Annotated in this window: 18 protein-coding genes; 7 read left to right on the top strand and 11 right to left on the bottom strand. The window is 33.6% G+C overall.

Features of this window, described 5'->3' with window-relative positions; genetic code table 11:
- Nucleotides 1–26: 26 nt before the first annotated feature.
- The 5 genes from ACZIX2_RS02875 (at nt 27) to hemN (ending at nt 6853) form a co-directional block, all read left to right on the top strand.
- Nucleotides 27–1421: a tetratricopeptide repeat protein gene (locus ACZIX2_RS02875; protein WP_463338574.1), complete on the top strand. Its 1395-nt coding sequence runs from the start codon at nt 27–29 to the stop codon at nt 1419–1421.
- A 3-nt stretch (nt 1422–1424) separates the two neighbouring features.
- On the top strand, nt 1425–2174 hold the full coding sequence (locus ACZIX2_RS02870) for a shikimate dehydrogenase family protein (protein ID WP_463338573.1): 750 nt from the start codon (nt 1425–1427) through the stop codon (nt 2172–2174).
- Between the two features lie 321 nt (nt 2175–2495).
- Nucleotides 2496–3260 carry a lipid A phosphoethanolamine transferase gene (locus ACZIX2_RS02865; RefSeq protein WP_463338572.1) on the top strand — a complete coding sequence of 255 codons (765 nt, stop codon included), beginning with the start codon at nt 2496–2498 and terminating at the stop codon, nt 3258–3260.
- 119 nt (nt 3261–3379) lie between these two features.
- Nucleotides 3380–5332 carry a DUF349 domain-containing protein gene (locus tag ACZIX2_RS02860; RefSeq protein ID WP_463338571.1) on the top strand — a complete coding sequence of 651 codons (1953 nt, stop codon included), beginning with the start codon at nt 3380–3382 and terminating at the stop codon, nt 5330–5332.
- Nucleotides 5333–5488: 156 nt separating this feature from the next.
- Nucleotides 5489–6853 (top strand): oxygen-independent coproporphyrinogen III oxidase, encoded by a 1365-nt coding sequence (hemN, locus tag ACZIX2_RS02855; protein ID WP_463338570.1) that lies wholly within the window; start codon nt 5489–5491, stop codon nt 6851–6853.
- A gap of 7 nt (nt 6854–6860) precedes the next feature.
- Here the strand turns inward: hemN and ACZIX2_RS02850 are convergent, their stop codons facing one another.
- The 8 genes from ACZIX2_RS02850 to ACZIX2_RS02815 form a co-directional block, all read right to left on the bottom strand.
- Nucleotides 6861–7562 carry a sulfite exporter TauE/SafE family protein gene (locus tag ACZIX2_RS02850; protein WP_463338569.1) on the bottom strand — a complete coding sequence of 234 codons (702 nt, stop codon included), beginning with the start codon at nt 7560–7562 and terminating at the stop codon, nt 6861–6863.
- 16 nt (nt 7563–7578) lie between these two features.
- A complete protein-coding gene (locus ACZIX2_RS02845) occupies nt 7579–8034 on the bottom strand; it encodes a FixH family protein (RefSeq protein WP_463338568.1) in 456 nt (151 codons plus the stop codon).
- Nucleotides 8035–8069: 35 nt separating this feature from the next.
- Nucleotides 8070–9488 carry a cytochrome c oxidase accessory protein CcoG gene (gene ccoG, locus ACZIX2_RS02840; protein WP_463338567.1) on the bottom strand — a complete coding sequence of 473 codons (1419 nt, stop codon included), beginning with the start codon at nt 9486–9488 and terminating at the stop codon, nt 8070–8072.
- Nucleotides 9489–9572: 84 nt separating this feature from the next.
- Nucleotides 9573–10502 (bottom strand): cbb3-type cytochrome c oxidase N-terminal domain-containing protein, encoded by a 930-nt coding sequence (locus ACZIX2_RS02835; RefSeq protein ID WP_463338566.1) that lies wholly within the window; start codon nt 10500–10502, stop codon nt 9573–9575.
- 19 nt (nt 10503–10521) lie between these two features.
- Nucleotides 10522–10701 (bottom strand): CcoQ/FixQ family Cbb3-type cytochrome c oxidase assembly chaperone, encoded by a 180-nt coding sequence (locus ACZIX2_RS02830; protein ID WP_463338565.1) that lies wholly within the window; start codon nt 10699–10701, stop codon nt 10522–10524.
- Between the two features lie 7 nt (nt 10702–10708).
- The gene (gene ccoN, locus ACZIX2_RS02825) at nt 10709–12892 is read right to left on the bottom strand and encodes a cytochrome-c oxidase, cbb3-type subunit I (RefSeq protein ID WP_463338564.1); all 2184 of its coding nucleotides are present in this window, start codon (nt 12890–12892) and stop codon (nt 10709–10711) included.
- Between the two features lie 7 nt (nt 12893–12899).
- Nucleotides 12900–13082, bottom strand: coding sequence for a cbb3-type cytochrome oxidase assembly protein CcoS (ccoS, locus tag ACZIX2_RS02820; protein WP_463338563.1), 183 nt, complete (start codon nt 13080–13082; stop codon nt 12900–12902).
- Nucleotides 13083–13199: 117 nt separating this feature from the next.
- Nucleotides 13200–15581: a heavy metal translocating P-type ATPase gene (locus ACZIX2_RS02815; RefSeq protein ID WP_463338562.1), complete on the bottom strand. Its 2382-nt coding sequence runs from the start codon at nt 15579–15581 to the stop codon at nt 13200–13202.
- A gap of 108 nt (nt 15582–15689) precedes the next feature.
- On the opposite strand from ACZIX2_RS02815, the gene ACZIX2_RS02810 reads away from it, so the two are divergent.
- Nucleotides 15690–16370, top strand: coding sequence for a Crp/Fnr family transcriptional regulator (locus tag ACZIX2_RS02810; RefSeq protein ID WP_463338561.1), 681 nt, complete (start codon nt 15690–15692; stop codon nt 16368–16370).
- A 12-nt stretch (nt 16371–16382) separates the two neighbouring features.
- Here ACZIX2_RS02810 and mazG read toward each other — a convergent pair whose 3' ends face one another.
- From mazG to def, 3 genes are all read right to left on the bottom strand, one after another.
- Nucleotides 16383–17156, bottom strand: coding sequence for a nucleoside triphosphate pyrophosphohydrolase (mazG, locus tag ACZIX2_RS02805; RefSeq protein ID WP_463338560.1), 774 nt, complete (start codon nt 17154–17156; stop codon nt 16383–16385).
- Nucleotides 17157–17246: 90 nt separating this feature from the next.
- On the bottom strand, nt 17247–17690 hold the full coding sequence (locus tag ACZIX2_RS02800) for a DUF5606 family protein (protein WP_463338559.1): 444 nt from the start codon (nt 17688–17690) through the stop codon (nt 17247–17249).
- A 67-nt stretch (nt 17691–17757) separates the two neighbouring features.
- Nucleotides 17758–18345 (bottom strand): peptide deformylase, encoded by a 588-nt coding sequence (gene def / locus ACZIX2_RS02795; protein WP_463338558.1) that lies wholly within the window; start codon nt 18343–18345, stop codon nt 17758–17760.
- Nucleotides 18346–18522: 177 nt separating this feature from the next.
- Here def and ACZIX2_RS02790 point away from each other — a divergent pair, with 177 nt between their 5' ends.
- The gene (locus ACZIX2_RS02790; protein WP_463338557.1) at nt 18523–20760 is read left to right on the top strand and encodes an FUSC family protein; all 2238 of its coding nucleotides are present in this window, start codon (nt 18523–18525) and stop codon (nt 20758–20760) included.
- Nucleotides 20761–20762: the final 2 nt, after the last annotated feature.

The following is a 20762-nucleotide window of genomic DNA, read 5'->3' as shown; positions in this document are numbered from 1 at the left end:
AGGCCCAATTCAAATAATATTAAAGTATGCAACTAAGTAACGAAGAAGAAGACTATAGCTTGTCATTATCCAAATTTGAGTCAATGTTGAAAACCAACAAGGTATTCTTTTTTGACTCGGAGGAATTTGAAGAAATAATACTTCATTACCTAGACATGGGCAAATCTAACCTTGCCAAAAAAGCTTTAAAATTAGCACTTGAACAACATCCCAAATCAACCGGTTTAAAATTAGTTCAAGTGGAGATGCTAATTTTTGAAGACAAATTGGACGTAGCCGAAAAAATGCTCCATGAGTTGTATGCTATTGAGCCAACCAATGAAGAAATCTATATTCAAAGAGCCAATATTTGGTCCAAGAGAGACCAACACGAAAAAGCAGTAGAACAACTTAAAATTGCATTACAATATACCGACGATTTCGCAGATGTTTACAACCTTATTGGTATGGAATACCTTTTTATGGACAATTTCGAACTAGCCAAGGAAAACTTCATCCTTTGTTTAGAACAAGACATAGAAGACCAATCTGCCTTGTATAATGTAATTTATTGTTTTGAATTTTTAGATCAAATCCAAGAAGCTATAACCTTTTTAAATCAATATATTGACAGAAATCCATATAGCGAAATAGCTTGGCATCAAATCGGCCGATTGCATTACAGCGTTAAAGAATACGAAAATGCTATACGCGCTTTTGATTACGCTACTTTAATTGACGAACAATTTGTTGGAGCGTTTATGGAAAAAGCCAAAGCGCTAGAAAGATTAAAAAAATACGAAGAAGCTATTATAAGCTACACTCGAACCATAGAATTAGAGGACGCTACTTCTTATGCTTTATTACGCATTGGAAAATGCTATGAAAAACTTGGTAATAACGTTTTAGCTCTTAAATTCTTTAATAGAACAGTACATGAAGACCCCTTACTAGACAAAGGATGGATTGCAATAACTGATTTTTATGTACGTCAAAAAAATTACCAAAAAGCGCTGTTTTTTGTCAACAAAGCCTTAGCCATAGATCATCAAAATCGTTTGTATTGGAAACGCTATGCTTCAATAAACAAACAAATGAATTTTTTTGAAGAGGCAGAATACGGGTATAGAAAAGCCGTAGAATACGGAGATTATCAATTAGACACTTGGCTCTTTTGGGTTGATATTTTACAATTTTTAGGCGAATTTGATACTGCCATACAAACCTTATTGCAAGCGGCTGAATTTTTCCCTGAAGAAAACGAAATCGAATACCGACTAGCGGGTTTGTATTTGATGATCCAAGAAGAAATCAAGGCTAAAATCCACTTGAATAATGCATTACAATTGAATTTTTCCAACTTCAATTTGTTTGAAAATTTATTTCCAGGCTTGCGTGATCGAAAAGTAGTAGAAAACTGTTTATCTAAATTTAGCAAATAAAAAATGATTGACTCCCTCAAGATGCGTTTTGGTTTATTAGGACGTAACATTAGCTATTCTTTTTCAAAAGGTCATTTTACCGAAAAATTCAACGATTCCGTTTTTGAAGGCTACTCATATGAAAACTTTGACATTCCTCATATCAATCATTTTACTGAGCTCATCAAAAACAATCCTGATATTAAAGGACTAAATGTCACTATTCCTTACAAAGAAGCTGTTCTTCCGTTTCTAGATAAATTATCAAAGAAAGCTAAAGATATAGGCGCTGTAAATACTATAAAATTCACCAAAAAAGGACACTTAAAAGGGTACAATACGGACTATTATGGCTTTAAAAAATCGCTAGAACCCCTCTTACAACCACATCATACCAAAGCCTTAATTTTAGGTACCGGTGGTGCTGCCAAAGCAGTGGCTTATGCCTTAGATGAATTAGGAATTGTCTACACTTTTGTATCAAGAGAAAATAAAGAGAAAACCATTCGATACAATTTACTCAATGCTACCATTTTTGAAAATCACACCATCGTAATCAACTGTACTCCATTAGGAACAAGCCCTAATTTGGATCAATTTCCAGATATTCCTTATGAGTTTTTTACCGAAAAACACATAGCCTACGATTTAATATACAATCCTGCTGAAACTGTTTTCTTGAAAAAAGCGAAAAAAAGAGGAGCAACAATCAAAAATGGTTTAGAAATGTTGATATTACAAGCCGAAAAAGCTTGGAAAATATGGAATAAATAACTCATTTGTTAATTTCAAATAAGTATTGACTTTAATTGCAGAAATGAGACTAGTTTTCATCAATTAAACCATCTCAAACTTCACTAGTATACTCGTTTGAAGTTACCGATACTTTTAATAAAAACTTACAATTTAAAGGATTAATCATGTGTAACGCATGTTAATCCTTTTTCTTTTCTATTTTTTTAACTAAATTAGCTATAGAAACCTTGCCTATCAACATTTTATTTAATGATTTTTTACAAAATCCATGAGAATTTAGCATTACACATTCAATACGGAGCAACATATATTGTCAGTAAATTTTAAGTAGTATTTCCTATGAAAAACAAGCTTTACCAATTAATAACTATAACGATGCTATTATGTTCGATTGGAATTCAAGCTCAAAAAAAGAATGACATAAGAAATCAACCAAATCCTTTTACAGAACCTCGTTTTACTTTTTTTAAAGAAACCATATTACTTTACAATGAATATTTAGATAGAAATAATGGTTCCTTCAACACGACAAATTTGAGAATTTTAAAACCGATGGGATCAAGAGCTTGGAATATTAGATTGGATGTACCGTTAATCTCAACCAATTCAAATTCGGTAAATTCAACAGCATTAGGAGACGTATCTTTTTCAGGTTCCTTCATTCCTTTTTTGACTGAAAGAAACGGAATTTCTACAAGAGTAAGAGTCGTAATTCCTTCTGCTCATTCTCCAAGTTTTGGGTTAGGAAAATGGATTGTAGCGCCAGCGATATACTACGGCACACTCATTGGAGATCACAAGAATTTTTTATTTATCACTGATATTGAATACCAACACAGTGTTGCTGGTTCAAACAACAGAGATGCAATTCGAACGGTAGCTTATGATAACATATTGACTTATAGGTTTGGGAAAAATTGGATCAGTGGCAATATGACCTTTCGATACAATATTACGTTGAATGGATTTCAAAACAGTTCATTTGTAGAGTATGGCCGAAAGATAACACCCGACGCCTTGTTTTATTTACACCCAAGCATCGCCTTTGGTGGTGAAAAATTTTACAACTATGGAATGGAAGTAGGAATGATTATTTTGTTTTAACCCCTGTAATCCAATAAATTTTTAATAAAAAAGCCCGATTAAATAAGGAAAAATTTTGCAGTATGACAATCCTTTAGTAACTTTCGCAAACTAAAAATTAACCTTAAACATTTCATCAAATGTTAGAAGAAAAGCACGATAACCTGCATGATGCAGACGGAGGAACCCTTTCAGAAACAAACAACGCCATTGTTTCTAATGAAACAGCTACCCATTCAGCATCTACAGAAGCTACACCAATGACAGGTTCTAATGACAATCAGTCCATTTTGGATGCCATAACAAGTAGCAACGCCGAAGAAAGCGAGGACGAAACCTTAAAAGAACGTCACTCCATTCCGATGCTAGACTACGAAGTAATGGAAATGGACCAATTAGTTAACGAACTACAAAAGTTAGTTACTAATGAAAAAGTAATGTCTATTAAGGACCATGTCGAAGAAATAAAAAAGACATTTCTGACCAAATACCACCACATGTTGGAAGAGAAAAGAGAGGAATTTCAAGCCGAAAATACCGATCCGAATGAAAGTTTTGAATACCACTTCCCCTTGAAAAACAAGTTTGATCAGATTTACAACACTTATAAATCTAACAAAAACAGCCATTTTAAATCACTACAAAATAGTTTGCAAGCCAATCTTGAAAACCGATTAGCACTAGTTGAGGAACTTAAAAACTTAATTGACCCTCAAGCTAATATCAAGGACACCTTAAAACAATTTAATGATTTAAGAGAACGATGGAAAAATGCAGGCCCTATCCCGAAGGACAAATACAACCATGTTTGGAATAATTTTCATTTTCATGTAGAAAATTTTTACGATTATTTGCACCTTGATCGAGAAGCAAGAGATATCGATTTTAAACATAACCTCGAATCAAAACAAAAAATAATTGCTCGAGTTGAAGAGTTACTACAAGAAGAAGATATCAACAAAGCATTTCGAGAACTTCAAGACTTGCATCGCATTTGGAAAGAGGATATTGGCCCTGTTTCTAGAGAAAATCGCGAAGCAATTTGGACTCAGTTCAGTGAACTCACCAAACAAATGCACGACAAACGTGAAAAACTTTTTGAAAAACAAAGAGAACAAGAACTAGTAAATCTTGCTAATAAAAAAGAGATTATTGCAAAAATCGAATTTTTAGCTACAGAAAAAGTGCATTCGCACCAACAATGGTTGCTCCAAATTGAAAAAGTAGAACAATTACGAAATGCTTTTTTTACAGCCGGAAAAGTACCAGCAGACATCAATGAAGCTACATGGGCAGCATTCAAAGCAGCAGTAAGAGATTTCAATAATTTTAAAAACTCTTTTTACAAGGATATCAAAAAAGACCAAACAGAAAATTTGAATAAAAAATTGGCTTTGGTTGCCAAAGCAAAAGAATTGCAAGAAAGTGAGGATTTTGCCAACACAACCCCAATTATGAAGCAAATTCAGGAAGAATGGAAACAAATTGGTCATGTTCCTAGAAAATATTCAGACAAGATATGGAATGAATTCAAAGAAGCCTGCAATCATTATTTTGACAAGCTAAAAGAACATCGCAGTGTTGAAAATAGTGAAGAGATAACAGCTTTTGAAAACAAAAAAGCCTATCTAGAAGAACTAAAAAAATTCCAATTAGTTGGGGATCATAAAACTGATTTAGACGCCATCAAAAAGCATATTGAAAACTGGAAAAGCTACGGTAAAGTACCATTTTCAAGACGTCATATCGAAGGAAAATTCAATAAAATCCTTGATGCCCTTTTTGAAAAGCTAAGCCTTAGCAAAAAAGAATCAGAGATGATGCGTTTTTCTAATCGAATGGAAAGTTTATCCGAGAGTAACGACATTAGAAAGATAGATAATGAGAAAATCTTTTTAATGCGTAAAATTGAAGAAGTACAAAATGAAATTTTCCAATTAGAGAACAACATCCAATTTTTTACTAATACTAAAAATGCCAAAAAAGAAAACTCCATTGTTTTGGAAGTTCGAAAAAACATTGCATTACACAAAGAAAATTTGGAAGTTTGGAAAGAAAAATTACACCAACTTCGCAATATGCAAATAGAATAATAGTCAAAAAAACCTCAATTCAAATTGAGGTTTTTTTTATTCCTTCCTTTTTCACTTAATAAAATTATATTATTCGCATATATTTTAACAATTATGATAATTATCATTTTATTAAGACCGTTTTAAAGATATTTTTGTAGTCAAAACTAAGTTACTATGAAAAATAATCTAATTCAAAAATACAACGTACCAGGACCTAGATACACTAGTTATCCCACTGTACCGTATTGGAATGAAATGCATTTTTCAAAAGACTTATGGATAGAAACACTAAAACGCTCCTTTGTTGAAAGTAATGATAAAGAAGGAATTAGCCTTTATATTCATCTGCCTTTTTGCGAAAGTCTATGTACTTTCTGCGGATGCAACAAAAGAATCACCAAGAACCATTCAGTTGAAGTTCCCTATATAGAAGCTTTACTGAAGGAATGGTCGATTTACTGTAAGATACTAGAAAGTACACCAATCATCAAAGAAATACATTTAGGTGGAGGAACTCCAACGTTTTTTTCAATTGAACAACTAGAAAAACTTATCAAAGGTATTTTTAAAACTGCTGTAAAAGCAAAAAAATATGAGTTTAGTTTTGAAGGACATCCTAACAACACGACCAAAGCACAACTTCAAGCACTCTATAATTTAGGCTTCAGAAGAGTTAGTTTTGGGGTACAAGATTATTCAGAAAAAGTACAGCAGGCTATTCATCGTATTCAATCTTTTCATAATGTTGCCAAGGTAACTTTCTGGGCCAAAGAAATTGGTTATACCTCCATTGGCCATGATATCATTTTTGGTTTGCCTTTTCAAAAATTAGATGATGTAATTGACACTATCGAAAAAACCAAATCGCTACATCCGGACCGTTTGGCATTTTACAGTTATGCTCATGTGCCGTGGATAAAAGGAAACGGACAAAGAGGTTTTAAAGAAAGTGACATCCCAAAAGACATGGAAAAACGTGAATTGTACGAGGTTGGTAAAGCATTATTAAGCAAAAACGGTTATCATGAAATTGGAATGGACCATTTTGCCTTAGAAGAAGACAGCTTATACCAATCGTTTACACAGAAAAAGTTACACCGAAACTTTATGGGGTATAGCTCCTCCAAAACCCAAGTCATGATTGGTTTAGGAGTATCATCTATCAGCGATAGTTGGTATAGTTTTGCGCAAAACGTAAAAACAATTGAAGAATATTACGATTGCATACAAAACAACGAATTACCCATAATTAGAGGTCATATCCTAACTAACGAAGATCTTATTATAAGACAACATATATTGAATTTGATGTGTCATTTCGAAACCTCTTGGAATGATGAAAAGCTGTATTTTACAGAAGTACCTGAAGTACTTTTACAACTAAAAGAAATGCAAAAAGATGGTTTAATTATTATTGATGATCAAAAAATTACAGTTTTAGAAGAAGGCAAACCATTTATACGCAATATCTGTATGGCTTTTGACTTGTTACTAAAAAGAAAAGCGCCTGAAACAGCACTTTTCTCTTTGACAGTTTAATATACCCTTAATGACAATTAGGAGACTGTTGTACAAATAAACTTGTTGTTTTTGGAGAGATGTAAGGTATACCCAATCCAAGACCTCTTAGCACAAACAAGACTCCTATACAAATAGCCACAATAGGGATAATCTTTTGTATTTTACTACGTACAGCATGAGTTAATATCCCATTAATATACACTATCATACTCATCATTGGCACGGTTCCTAATCCAAACAAAAACATATAAAACACCCCATATTGAGGGCTTTGCATCGCCATAGCTCCAAACAAAGCCACGTAAACCATTCCACAAGGTAAAAACCCATTGAGCACTCCAATAGTAAAGATTGATCGATAGGACTTATTCTTAAACTGTGCTCCCATCTTTTGTTTCAAAAAAGAAAGTCCTCTAAAAATGGGTTTCGAAAAATTAAATTGAGCTGCTTTTTTTTCTGGAATAATAACAATTAAAATCATCATGATTCCTACAAAAATGGAAATCTTTTGTTGTAGTCCTGCAAGAAAAAACCCTTTACCTAGAAGCCCAAAAAGCAACCCTATAGTGCTATACGCCAACAACCTTCCCAAATGATAGGTTAAAATTTGCAATACTTTTTGACTAGCATTGCTATGATTGACTGGTAAAACCAAAGCGATTGGTCCACACATTCCAATACAATGAAAACTACTTAACAATCCAAACAAAAAAGCTGTATAAAGCATGATAAAAACTCTTTAACTATTGAATATATAGACTTTCCTTGGTCAAAAAAGCTTTTCCTTCGTATTGCCACTCCATATTGATTTCCCAATGACCAGGAACTAACTTTTGTTTTCCAATTCGCAATACAGAATCCTTCAACACTAAAGGCACATTGAAGTCAAACTTTTTATTAGAAGCTCTGTAAAATGCAACAGTACCTTTAATTTTTGAGGGTAAAAATTCTTTTGAAAAAGTGATGGTCACTTCATTTTTTAATTGAGAAATGATGGGCTTATTTTTCAATGCTAAAGCATTTTGAACTCTTACCATTTCATCCTGATAATGAATATCGTGCTTATAATACTCTTCAACCACTAAATCATTATCATATTTTGAATCGGATTGTACTTTAATCACAAAATACAAAATAAAGGTGATAAAAAGTGCAAATGCAATTACTATAGATGTACCCCAATTGAATTTTAATTTCATTTTTATTATTTTTTTTTTACTTAATTAAACCAAAATTAATCAAAACTTCTTGGACCTAAGAAATTGGTCGTTTTAGTTTGAATTAATTTTTCACCTTCGAAGACTTGAATTTGAATAGACGTTTTATCACTTTCGAGTAAATATTTATTGATTTCAACAAACAAAGTACCGCTAGTCATTCCTCCTTTTGGCACAGACAAACTCGACTTACCCACTACATTCAGTGTCCCTTTAATTCCAACTAATTCAAAGTGTACATTTTGAATTTCTTTGTTTGATTTATTGATAATTTTATAGGTATAAACATTACTTATATTGTTGCCTTTATGCTGAAACAATTGCCCTGGCAATCGCAAAATTGTGGTTTCAATTTCGGCTCTTAAAAACAACAACCCCGATAGCAATCCTACTAAGATTAATAAAACTGCACTATATCCTTTCATTCTGGCTGTAAAACGAAACGGTTCCTTTTTTTCTATTTCGTTCTCAGAAGCGTATCGAATAAGCCCTTTAGGCAATCCAACACTTTCCATTATCGAATCACACTCATCAATACAAGCTGTACAATTAATACATTCTAATTGAGTTCCATTACGGATATCAATTCCGGTTGGACACACATGTACACACTGTTTGCAATCGATACAATCGCCTTTACCAGATTCAGCTCTATTTTCTTGTTTATTAAATTTTGCCCTACCCAATTCTTTTTCACCACGGACAAAATCATAGGCTACATTTATAGATTTATCGTCCAAAAGCACCCCTTGTAATCTTCCGTAAGGACAAGCAATAATACATACTTGTTCTCTAAACCAAGCAAAGACAAAATAAAACACTGCAGTAAAAATTAGTAACGAAATTAAAGTACTTACGTGATTGGCTGGTCCTTCTTTAATCATTTGAAACAATTGATTACTTCCAATTAAATACGCCAAAAAAACATTAGCTATCAAGAAAGAAATAATCATGAACAACAACCACTTCAAAGTTTTTTTCCGAATCTTTTCGCTATCCCAACTTTGTTTTTGCAAACGAATTTGCGCTCCACGATCCCCTTCGATCCAGTATTCAATTCTTCTAAATACCATCTCGAGAAAAATGGTTTGTGGACAAATCCATCCACAAAATATCCTACCAAAAATGACCGTAAATAAAATGACAAACACCACTCCTACTATCATAAATAGGACAAAAAGATAAAAATCTTGTGGCCAAAAAGGGAAGCTAAAAATATTGAAACGTCGCTCCAATACATTGAACATTAGAAATTGATTTCCGTTAATGGTAATAAACGGACTCGCAAAAAGTAAAGTCAGTAAAAAATAACTTACCCACTTGCGATACTCATACAATTTCCCAGAAGGTTTCTTCGGATAAATAAACTTTCTTTTTCCTTTTTCGTCTATGGTAGCAATACTATCACGAAACGATTCGTCGGGTAAATTAGCCATGATTTTAATAATTAGGATGGTTTTAAAACAACTGTGTCAAAGCAAAACACTTTGACACAGAAAAAATCACTTTCAATCTAATATTTATTTTGTTGCTTCCGAAACAGTTCCTGATGCCGGTTGCCCTTCTTTGGGAGCAGCTTCCTCTTTCCATACCTCACCTTCGGCAGCTTTTGCATCTTTTGGATTACTTCCTTGTAAAGAAATGATATAACTGGCAACTTTTTGAATCTCTTTAGGTTTCAAAGTACCTTTCCAAGCAATCATCCCTTTTCCATCTCGTCCACCATTAGTAATGGTGTGAAATATATTTTTAATTCCACCACCCAAAATCCAATGTTCATCGGTTAAGTTAGGACCTATCTGTCCTCCTCCATCAGCACGGTGACAAGCTACACAATTGGTTGTAAAAATTTCTTTTCCTAATGCTAATTCAGCTGGATCAGTCAACAAAGTAACTGATTTTTCATCCATCAAGTCGGGCGCAGTTTTCATATACTCAGCCACTTCAATTTTTGCCTTCTCAATTTCGGCCTTTAGTTCCATTTCTTGATCTGGCGCACCTAAAATTTCGTAACGAATTAAATAAACCGCCGCAAAAGCAATACAAGCATAAAATAAGTACACCCACCAAGGCGGCAAGCTATTATCTAACTCACGAATACCATCATAATCATGATCTAGAAGCAATTCGCCTTCTTTTTCAATTGGAGTTGACTTTGTGAGTTTTTTCATTAAATCGCTATACCAATCGTTTTCATTACCTGCTAAAGATTTAGCCTCAAGCTGGTCTTTTTGTTCTTGAGTTAATAAACTATAAGAAACCGCATCAATAGCTTTAATTGTAATTTCTATAGCAATTAATAAAAACAAGAATACAAAAAGAAACACGGAAACCATTGGGTATTTGATAAAAGCCGGACGATCTCCAGAATCGATGAAATACTCCATTGCGCCTAATACTGCAAAGAAAATAAGAGGCACCCTTACATATACTGGAATTAATTTTTTCATATTTATATTACACTTTAAATTATACGATAGGATTATCTTCAAGAGGAATATTACTTATTTCTTGTATCGTTTCTTTTTTATAAGAAAACACCCAAAAAGCTAAACCAACAAAGAAGAAAAAGAAAATCAACAACGAAAGAACTGGATAAATAGCCACACCAGCTATAGTTTCCATATTGTGTTTAATTTGTTCAAACATAACTTTCTTATTTAGTATCCTTTACTTTGATATCGGTTCCCAAACGTTGCATGTATGCAATTAAAGCCACAATTTCTCTTTCATTCATTGGAACGAATTTTTCTCCTCTCGCTTCGGCTTTCTTTTTGCTTTCTTCGTAACTTTTCACAAAGTCTGGGTCATTTTTCAAGCTTTCTTCAATTTTAATTGCTTGAGCTCTCAATTCCTTTTGTCCATTTGTAATTTGCTCTTCAGTATAAGGCACTCCTAAAGACACCATAGCTTTCATTTTCTTTTCTAACATAGATACATCCATAGCTTTGTTATCAAAAAGCCATTTGTAGCTTGGCATAATTGAACCTGCAGAAATACTTTGTGGATTCCAGAAGTGGTTAAAATGCCAGTTATCATTGTATTTTTGTCCCACACGTTGCAAATCAGGTCCTGTACGTTTTGATCCCCACAGGAATGGATGATCGTAAACAAATTCACCCGCTTTAGCTTGAGGTCCATAACGCTCTACTTCGCTTCTAAATGGTCGAACTGATTGAGAGTGACAGCTTACACATCCTTCACGAATGTATAAATCACGTCCTTCTAATTCCAATGGAGAATATGGTTTTACACTAGCAATAGTTGGAATATTCGATTTAACCATAATGGTAGGCACAATTTGAATAATTCCTCCAATTAATATTGCGATTGTTGCCAAAATAGCCATTTGAATTGGCCTTCTTTCTAACCAAGTGTGGTATTTCTCACCTTTAAAACGTTTCTCACTAATTTGTTTTAAAGCTGGTGCTTCTGCCAATTCATCTTCAATAGGTTCACTATTTCTAACTGTTTGAACGATGTTATAAACCAACACCAACATCCCAACCAAGTATAAAGTACCCCCCACAGCTCTCATCCAATACATTGGTATAATTTGAGTTACTGTTTCTAAGAAGTTCCCATATGTTAAGGTTCCGTCAGGGTTAAATTGTTTCCACATAGAAGCTTGTAAGAACCCAGCTACATACATAGGCAAAGCATAAAGAATAATTCCTAAAGTTCCAATCCAAAAGTGGAAATTAGCCAATTTAGTAGAGTATAAAGTACCTTTTGACATTCTTGGAATTAACCAATAAATAATACCAAAAGACATAAATCCGTTCCATGCCAAGGCACCTACGTGAACGTGTGCAATAATCCAATCGGTATAGTGTGCAATAGCGTTAACATTTTTCAAAGACAACATCGGTCCTTCAAAAGTTGCCATACCGTAACCTGTCATTGCCACTACGAAGAATTTCAAAACAGGCTCAACTCTAACTTTGTCCCAAACCCCTCTCAAGGTTAACAATCCATTGATCATCCCTCCCCAAGATGGAGCAATCAACATCACGGAGAAAACTACACCTAAATTTTGTGCCCAAGTAGGCAGTGCAGAATACAACAAATGGTGTGGGCCAGCCCAAATGTATAAGAAAATCAGCGACCAAAAGTGAATAATCGACAAACGATAAGAGTACACAGGTCTATTAGCTACTTTAGGCACAAAATAGTACATCAAACCTAAGAACGGTGTAGTTAAGAAAAACGCTACCGCATTGTGTCCATACCACCATTGCACTAACGCATCTTGAACACCTGCGTAAACCGAGTAACTTTTCATAGCCGAAATAGGCAATTCCAAACTATTAAAAATATGAAGTACTGCTACTGTTATAAATGTGGCAATATAAAACCAGATTGCTACATACAAATGGCGCTCTCTTCGTTTTAACATGGTACCAATCATGTTGATTCCAAAAACCACCCAAATCAATGCAATGGCAATATCAATTGGCCATTCTAATTCGGCATATTCTTTTGAGGAAGTATAGCCTAATGGCAAGGATATAGCTGCAGCAACAATAATTAATTGCCATCCCCAGAAATTAAGATTGCTTAAAAAATCGCTAAACATTCTTGCTTTTAGTAAACGTTGAAGGGAATAATATACCCCCGCAAACATGGCATTTCCTACAAAGGCAAAAATTACAGCGTTAGTGTGTAAAGGTCTCAATCTTCCAAAACTTAACCATGAAATCCCATCGGTCACATTAGGAAAAAGAAACATAAAAGCCAATATAAGGCCAACAAGCATTCCCACAACTCCAAAAAGGATGGTTGCGTAAATGAACTTCTTTACAATTTTGTTGTCGTAATAAAATTGTTGCATCTCCATAATTAATTTAGTTTTCTTTTTTTATAGTTGTTTTCTTTTTTTTAGCAGTCAATTCATCATCAAAAAGCATCCGTACAGATGGTGTATAATCATCATCATATTGACCTGTTCTCACTGCTATAACAAAAGCAACAAAAAAGCCAATTGCCACGAATATACTGATAGAAATTAACAAATAAATAACACTCATTTCAATCGTTTTAGGTGGAACAAAAATAGTTGTAAGGTTTTTTTCAAAATATGACTTTTGTCATATTTAATCTATTTTTGTTAAAAATATGCAAAAAAATTCACATTTCTCTACTGATTAATTACTTTTTTTTGCCGCATAATAATTACTCATTACCGTAACAAAACTCACTATCGTAATGGTACTCAAGGGCATAATAATAGCCGCCACCAAAGGACGTAAGTTTCCAGTAATGGCAAAGGAAAGCCCAACTACATTGTATAATAACGATAAAGCAAAGCTCATTTTTATAGTTTTGATTGCATCTTTAGACAACTGAAGGAAATAAGGTATTTTATAAAATTCATTTGCGTCTAAAATGGCATCGCAAGCCGGCGAAAAAACATTGACATTTTCCGAAATCGAAATTCCAACATTACTTTGTGCCAAAGCTCCAGCATCGTTTAACCCATCACCCACCATCAATACATTTTTACCTTGATCTTGTAACTGCTTAATAAAAGCTAGTTTTTGATCTGGCTTTTGATTGAATACAAAACGTACTCCGTCTGGCAATATCTTTTCCAACACTGGTTGTTCACCTTCATTATCTCCAGACAAAATGGTGATATCATATTTTTCTCCTAACGATCGAAATACATTTTCAAGTCCTATACGATACTCATTGTTAAAAACAAATTTCCCATAATACACTTCATCAATTGCAAAGTGCACTACCGTTTGTTGCAAATCCTCTTGATGACCTACACCAATAAAGGAAGCTGAACCAATTTGAATTTTCACACCATTAAGAGTAGCAAGGATTCCTTTTCCCGGAACTTCTTCAAAACTCGAAACACTTTCTAATTTTACTCCTACAAAATAATCATACAACATTCTGCTTAACGGATGGTTTGAAGCCCTCAACACACTTTTCAGCATGATTTTTTGGTCCTCTTGCAAAGGCACACCTTGATATTCAATGTTGGATTTTTTATTAGTTGTAATGGTTCCCGTCTTATCAAAAACTAGGGTGTCAACTTTGGCTAATTGCTCAATTACAATGGCATTTTTTAGATAAAACTTTTGTTTTCCCATGATTCGAAGAACATTACCCGTTGTAAATGGAGCTGTAAGTGCCAATGCACAAGGACACGCTACAATTAAAACCGCTGTAAAAACATTAAAAGCGGTATTGGCATCAAAGAAAATCCAATATCCGAAACCTGCAAATGCAATCAATAACAACACCGGAGTAAAATATCGCGAAATAGTATCGGTAATGGTCTTGTGTTTTTGCTCTACATCTTTTTGAAAGACTTCGTTACTCCATAGTTGAGTTAAGTAACTTTGAGAAACCGAATGCAAGACCTCCATTTCAATCACTTTCCCAATTTGTTTACCACCTGCAAAGACTTTATCTCCAGATTTTTTCACAATTGGCACTGCCTCACCTGTAACAAAACTATAATCAATCTCTGCATTTGAACTTATTAAGATACCATCAACTGGAATCAATTCTTGATTGCGAATCAACAATCGATCTCCTTTTTGAATATCATACACCGGGATACTTTCTTCTGAAAAATCAGCATTTATTTTAGTAATGGCAATAGGAAAATAAGATTTAAAATCCCTTTCAAAACTCAAAAAACTATAGGTTTTGATTTGAAACATTTTACCTAATAACATGAAAAAAATCAAACCACAAAGACTATCAAAAAAACCAGAGCCGTAATCCATTACAATATCAAAAGTACTTCTAATGAACATAACAACTATTCCTAAGGCAATGGGAATATCGATATTGAGCATTTTTGAACGAATGCTTTTATAGGCCGAAATATAATAGCCGCTAGCCGAATAGAAAAAACTAGGCAGTGACAGCGCAAAAATTAACCATCTAAAAAAACCACGATATTGATCTAACCAATATTCTTGCACTTCAAAATACTCTGGAAAAGACAACAACATGATGTTTCCAAAACTAAAAAAAGCTACACCTAATTTATACGTCAAACTACGATCTATCTTTTCCTTACCAGTTTCGTAATTTTCCAAACTGATATAAGGTTCATACCCAATTGCACTCAACAAGTGAACAACCTCCTTGAGTGTAACCTGCTTGGGAGTATAATTTATACGTACCGTTTTTTCAGGAAAATTCACTTTTGAAACATGAATACCAGATTGAAGTCTTTGAAGATTTTCTAAGATCCAAATACAAGAACTACAGTGTATATGGGGAATGCTGAGTGTTACAATTTCGGTACCCTCTTCTTGAAAATCGAGCAATTTCGATACGATAGTCGCATTGTCCAAAAAATCGTATTTTCCAGTAATATCTAATGGAGTCGCTCCAGGTGATTGCTCAAAATCATAGTAACAAGAAAGGTCATTCGCACTAAAAATCTCATAAACTGTTTTGCATCCATTACAGCAGAATAATTTGCTATCATACTGTATCTCTTGTTCGTTTTCAATGTTAATTCCACAATGAAAACAGTTTTCCTCTGCCATAATAAAAAGTACTTGTTAAAGAATCGCAAATATTAGAAATTGGTCATGCTAAAAATATGATTTTTGTCATAAAATCATTTACTTTGCCAAAAAATATTTCAGTTGCATATGAGCAAATGTGAGCAGTGTATTGTCCGTGAATTTAGTTCTTTAAAAGCATTAACAAAAGACGAATTAATTAAAGTTGCAAGTTGTAAATCTTCCTACACCATTAAAAAAGGAGAGCCTCTTTTTGAAGAAGGAGAATCCATAAATGGCGTTTATTGTATAAAAGATGGTTTTTGTAAACTTACCAAGTTAAGTACAAATGGTAAGGAACAAATCGTTAAACTAGTAAAATCAGGTGAACTTTTAGGACAACGCTCTATGGTGAGCGATGAACCAGCAAATCTTACAGCTATAGCCATTGAGGACATGGAAGTTTGTTTTATCCCTAAAACTGAAATTTTAAATTTTTTCAACAAAAACAATCAGTTTTCTTTAAATATGATGAAAACCGTTTGTGAAGATTTAAAAGAATCAGACATGCATGTGGTGTCAATGGCGCAAAAAACTGTAAAAAACCGTCTTGCAGAAACCTTAATTTACCTTCAAGAAACATTTGGAAAAAATACCGACAACACCTTAAAAATTCAATTATCAAGAGAAGAATTGGCCGGTATGATTGGTACAGCAACAGAAAGTTGTATTCGAATTTTATCAGAATTCAACAAAACAGGTTTGATTGAATTAATAGGCAAAAAAATAGCGATTAAAGATTTGAACAAACTAAAAAAAGTTGCCGAATAATTATAATTAACTTTATAATTTTTTGGCTTCATTCCAAAATACATCCATTTCTGCCAAGGTCATATCAGCAAGAGATTTACCCAATTCATTGGCTTTGCTTTCTAAATATTGAAACCGTTTAATAAATTTTTTATTGGTTTGTTCTAATGCATCTTCGGGATTAATTTTGAGAAAACGAGCATAATTAATCAAAGAGAACAACACATCACCAAACTCGGCTTCCATTTTAGATAGATCCCCCAAAGCCACTTCCTCCTGAAGTTCTTGTAATTCTTCTTGTACTTTTTCCCAAACTTGATGAGGCTCCTCCCAATCAAACCCTACTCCTTTTACTTTATCTTGAATCCTACTTGCTTTTACTAAAGCAGGCAAGCTTTTGGGCACACCTTCCAAAACAGAGGTTTTACCTTCTTTTAATTTGAGTTTTTCCCAATTGCGTTTTACCTCTTCCTCGTCTTCTACTTTTACATCGCTATAAATATGAGGATGACGATGTATTAGCTTTTCACAAATTTCATTACAAACATCAGCAATATCAAAATCTTGCGTTTCACTTCCAATTTTGGCATAAAAAACCAAATGAAGCAACAAATCACCTAATTCTTTTTTAACTTCATTTAAATCATTATCCAAAATGGCATCGCCCAACTCATAGGTTTCTTCTATTGTCAGATGCCGTAAGGATTGCATGGTTTGTTTCTTATCCCACGGGCATTGTTCTCGTAATTCATCCATAATGGTCAACAAACGATCGAAAGCGGCTAATTGTTGTGCTCTTGTATTCATACTGATGTTTTATGTAAAAATAAAAAATCCTGTCAAGAAATAGACTTAACAGGATATATTCATGTTTGATTTTTTTGTTGCTACAAAAGCTTATTTGGCATTGCTTTCCACATCTACCTCTTCAGCTTTTGCTTCGGTAGTTGCTGAAGATTCGGCTGTAATTAAACCTCTTTCTTGTAGCATATTGTACCAATTTAATATTTTTTTAATATCAGAAGCATACACTCTTTCTTCATCAAACTCAGGCAACACTTCTCTAAAGTAAGCCAAAAGTGTCGCATTGTCTTCTTTATGAGAGATAGTTTTACCGTAATTTTCTTTTTTGGCGATATTACCCAATACTTCAGCTAAAGGTTTTTCAGCATCGTAAGTGTATACAGAAATTTCAGTCAACAAACTCACATTGCTTTTTAAACTCACTGTCACTTTTTTACCGTCAAGTAATGACTCGGCCACAAATCCAGTACGTGTTTGAACTTTTAAAGCAAATAACCCTGGTTTTCCTGATATTGCTAATATTTTTTCTAAATTCATTGTATTAATTTTATTTTTTGTAATTCATTTTTTTTGCACACAGCATACTATAAAGTACCCCAACTAATTACCTACCTTTTTTAGCAAAAAACTTCATTCGATAGTCTTGAAATGTTTTCCCTTCGGTAATATTTTTAAGTTTCTTTTGAATCAATCTTTTTCGTAATGAAGAAATTCTATCTGTAAACAAAACCCCTTCAATATGATCGTATTCATGCTGAATGACTCTTGCAATCAAACCATCAAAAACTTCTGTTTTCATCACAAAGTCTTCTTCGCAATATTCCAATGTTACAATAGGTTTTCGATATACATCTTCACGTACGTCAGGAATACTCAAACAACCTTCATTAAACGCCCATTCTTCGCCTTCTTCTTTTATAATTCGGGCATTGATAAACGTTTTTTTAAACCCCTTTAACTTATTTTGAGTCGAACTTTCTAAATCCTCATCCTCACCAAAGGGGGTAGTGTCAACCACAAACAAACGCAAAGACAAGCCCACTTGTTCTGCTGCCAAACCTACACCTGAAGCATTGTACATTGTTTCATACATGTTTGCAATTACTTCTTTAAGATTAGGATAATCTGGAGTTACTTCTTCTCCAACTTTTCTTAAAACAGGATCACCATACCCTATAATTGGTAAAATCATTTTTCGATAGCATTAAATTTAACCCACAAAAGGTTTGTCCTTGAGTAACGGGATGGCAAAAATAATAAAAATTCAACAATGCCGAATTCTTAAACTGGAATAAGTTTATTTTAACTAAAAGTTAGCGATTTCTGTCTAGCTTTTAATAATTATGAAACCGTCAATTCTTACCTTTGTATGGAAAATTTCAGTATGCTAGAAAAAATCAAAAACTTTGCCAATAGCCTCCATTTCACAAACGCTTTAAAAGTAACTTTAGCTACTGTTTTCCCCGTTCTATTACTTTCCTATTTTGGCCATTTTGAAATAGGTTTTGCCATAGCACTTGGAGCTTTTTTTACGTATCCAAGTGATATCCCCAGCAGTTTGAAACACAAAATCAAAGGCATTGTCATCACGGCGCTTTTGGTAGCACTAGCTAATGTTCTGGTCAATCTTATTCATTTATTGGACCTGTTTTTTTATCCCTTATTTGGGATTTTGATTTTTCTCTTTTCAATGATTTCTGTCTATGGACAACGAGCCACTGCGGTTTCGTTTTCTTGTTTATTATCTGCTTGCTTGGCCATTTCGCATTGGCACTCTGGATGGGACATTTTGTTGTATGCCATTTTTATTTTTTCTGGTGGATTATTTTATTTGTTGGTTTCCCTGATTTTTTATTTTTCGACCCCCTATCGCACTTTAGAATTACATTTAGCATTTTGTATTAATTTGACTGCAAAATATCTAAAACTTAGAGCTGATTTATGGAAAATTGATGCCAACAAACAAAGCATAACCGAAAAGCAATTGGCCCTTCAAATTGAAATAAATCACTTGCATGAAACTATCCGAAACCTACTTATAGACAATCAATCTAGTTCATCAGATTCTGGACAAAACCGAAAACTTCTAATCGTATTTGTCAATTTGGTTGAGATTTTAGAATTGGCACTATCTACCGCTTTTGACCATAAAACGCTTCATGAAAAATTTGATGAACACCCATATGTAATCAAGAGTTACACCAATTTGGCTGTCAATTTAAAAAAAACCTTGAAACAATTAAGTAAGAACATTGCCAGAAGTACGCGGTATCGCTCCAAACATTCACTATTAGAAGATTTAAAACAATTTGAAAATGCCATTACAACCTATGAAAAGAAAATAGGTGCAGAAAAAGCAAAAGAAGGTGTCATGATGCTGACAACGATGCTTGATTATGGTGAAAACCAAGTCAAAAAAATCAAGTCGATTGAACGCGCATTCAATTTAAAAATAAACGAAGAAGAAATTGTAATTAACCGTAAAGATTTAGAAAAATTTCTAACCCCTCAATATTATCCTATTTCAACTTTTATCAATAATTTAAGTTTTTCCTCCTCCATTTTTAGGCATTCTATTCGAATAACGACAACATTACTCTTTGGCTTTTTTATCGCTTCTATATTACCATTTCAAAATGTGTTTTGGATTTTATTGACTATAATTGTCATCATGCGACCCGGCTATGGCCTTACTAAGGAGCGATCTTTCCAAAGAATATTTGGCACTGTACTTGGAGGTTGCATTGCTTTTGGCTTTTTGTACGTAGCAAAAGACAACCTAGTACTGAGCCTTATGGCTATTGTATGCCTACTCTTGGGGATGTCATTTACCAATGTAAGCTATAAAACTAGCGCCACGTTTGTAACTATGTATGTCGTGTTTTTATACAGTATACTTACACCAAACAGCACTAATATTATCGAATATCGTATAATTGACACAGCTGTTGGAGTAGGCTTAGCCTTCGTATTCAATCATTTTATTTGGCCTAATTGGGAATTCATAAACACCCCAAAATACATTGAGAAAGCCATTTTTGCCAACCGTAACTACCTCAAAGAAATTGCCAACTATTATAATAAAAAAGGACCTGTCCCTATCGTTTACAAAATTGCTAGAAAAAATGCTTTCATCGAAATTGGAAATCTGATGGCTTCGTTTCAACGTATGAAACAAGAACCAAAATCAAAACAAATTCAAATAACACAAGTTTACAAACTGACCGTTTTAAATCACACTCTACTCTCATCAATAGCTTCTATGGGCACCTATATTCAATCTCATACTACTACAGCTGCATCTTCTGCATTCAATATTGTAACCCTTTCAGTTATAAACAATTTAGAACAAGCAATTATTGCATTAAATCCAGAATTTACCCAACAAGCCCAACCTATTTCGTCTATGGATAAAAACAAAGGTTTTTCGGATTTAATGCAAATCAAAATCAGAGAAATTACCGAAAAAAACACCTTGGACAGTACAACAGACAAAGGAAAAATGCAAGAAGCTCATTTGATTATCGAACAATTAGAAGGATTAATCAATCTTTCAGAGAGCATCCTTAAAAACACTCAAATTCTAGTCAAAAAAGAAGAAGTATAAAA

The sequence above is a fragment of the Flavobacterium riviphilum genome (assembly GCF_055231795.1).
The sequence above is the reverse complement of the archived record's forward strand: the minus strand, read 5'-3'. Positions and strand labels throughout refer to the sequence as shown.

Bases quoted from the DNA above. Each gene is read 5' to 3' on its own strand.
- def (WP_463338558.1), bottom strand. From the start codon at position 18,345: ATGATTTTACCAATTATAGGGTATGGTGATCCTGTTTTAAGAAAAGTT.
- mazG (WP_463338560.1), bottom strand. From the start codon at position 17,156: ATGAATACAAGAGCACAACAATTAGCCGCTTTCGATCGTTTGTTGACC.
- ACZIX2_RS02870 (WP_463338573.1), top strand. From the start codon at position 1,425: ATGATTGACTCCCTCAAGATGCGTTTTGGTTTATTAGGACGTAACATT.
- ACZIX2_RS02850 (WP_463338569.1), bottom strand. From the start codon at position 7,562: ATGCTTTATACAGCTTTTTTGTTTGGATTGTTAAGTAGTTTTCATTGT.
- ACZIX2_RS02830 (WP_463338565.1), bottom strand. From the start codon at position 10,701: ATGTTTGAACAAATTAAACACAATATGGAAACTATAGCTGGTGTGGCT.
- ACZIX2_RS02800 (WP_463338559.1), bottom strand. From the start codon at position 17,690: ATGAATTTAGAAAAAATATTAGCAATATCAGGAAAACCAGGGTTATTT.
- ACZIX2_RS02790 (WP_463338557.1), top strand. From the start codon at position 18,523: ATGGAAAATTTCAGTATGCTAGAAAAAATCAAAAACTTTGCCAATAGC.
- ACZIX2_RS02875 (WP_463338574.1), top strand. From the start codon at position 27: ATGCAACTAAGTAACGAAGAAGAAGACTATAGCTTGTCATTATCCAAA.
- ccoN (WP_463338564.1), bottom strand. From the start codon at position 12,892: ATGGAGATGCAACAATTTTATTACGACAACAAAATTGTAAAGAAGTTC.
- ACZIX2_RS02810 (WP_463338561.1), top strand. From the start codon at position 15,690: ATGAGCAAATGTGAGCAGTGTATTGTCCGTGAATTTAGTTCTTTAAAA.
- ccoS (WP_463338563.1), bottom strand. From the start codon at position 13,082: ATGAGTGTTATTTATTTGTTAATTTCTATCAGTATATTCGTGGCAATT.
- ACZIX2_RS02865 (WP_463338572.1), top strand. From the start codon at position 2,496: ATGAAAAACAAGCTTTACCAATTAATAACTATAACGATGCTATTATGT.
- ACZIX2_RS02845 (WP_463338568.1), bottom strand. From the start codon at position 8,034: ATGAAATTAAAATTCAATTGGGGTACATCTATAGTAATTGCATTTGCA.
- ccoG (WP_463338567.1), bottom strand. From the start codon at position 9,488: ATGGCTAATTTACCCGACGAATCGTTTCGTGATAGTATTGCTACCATA.
- ACZIX2_RS02815 (WP_463338562.1), bottom strand. From the start codon at position 15,581: ATGGCAGAGGAAAACTGTTTTCATTGTGGAATTAACATTGAAAACGAA.
- ACZIX2_RS02835 (WP_463338566.1), bottom strand. From the start codon at position 10,502: ATGAAAAAATTAATTCCAGTATATGTAAGGGTGCCTCTTATTTTCTTT.
- ACZIX2_RS02860 (WP_463338571.1), top strand. From the start codon at position 3,380: ATGTTAGAAGAAAAGCACGATAACCTGCATGATGCAGACGGAGGAACC.
- hemN (WP_463338570.1), top strand. From the start codon at position 5,489: ATGAAAAATAATCTAATTCAAAAATACAACGTACCAGGACCTAGATAC.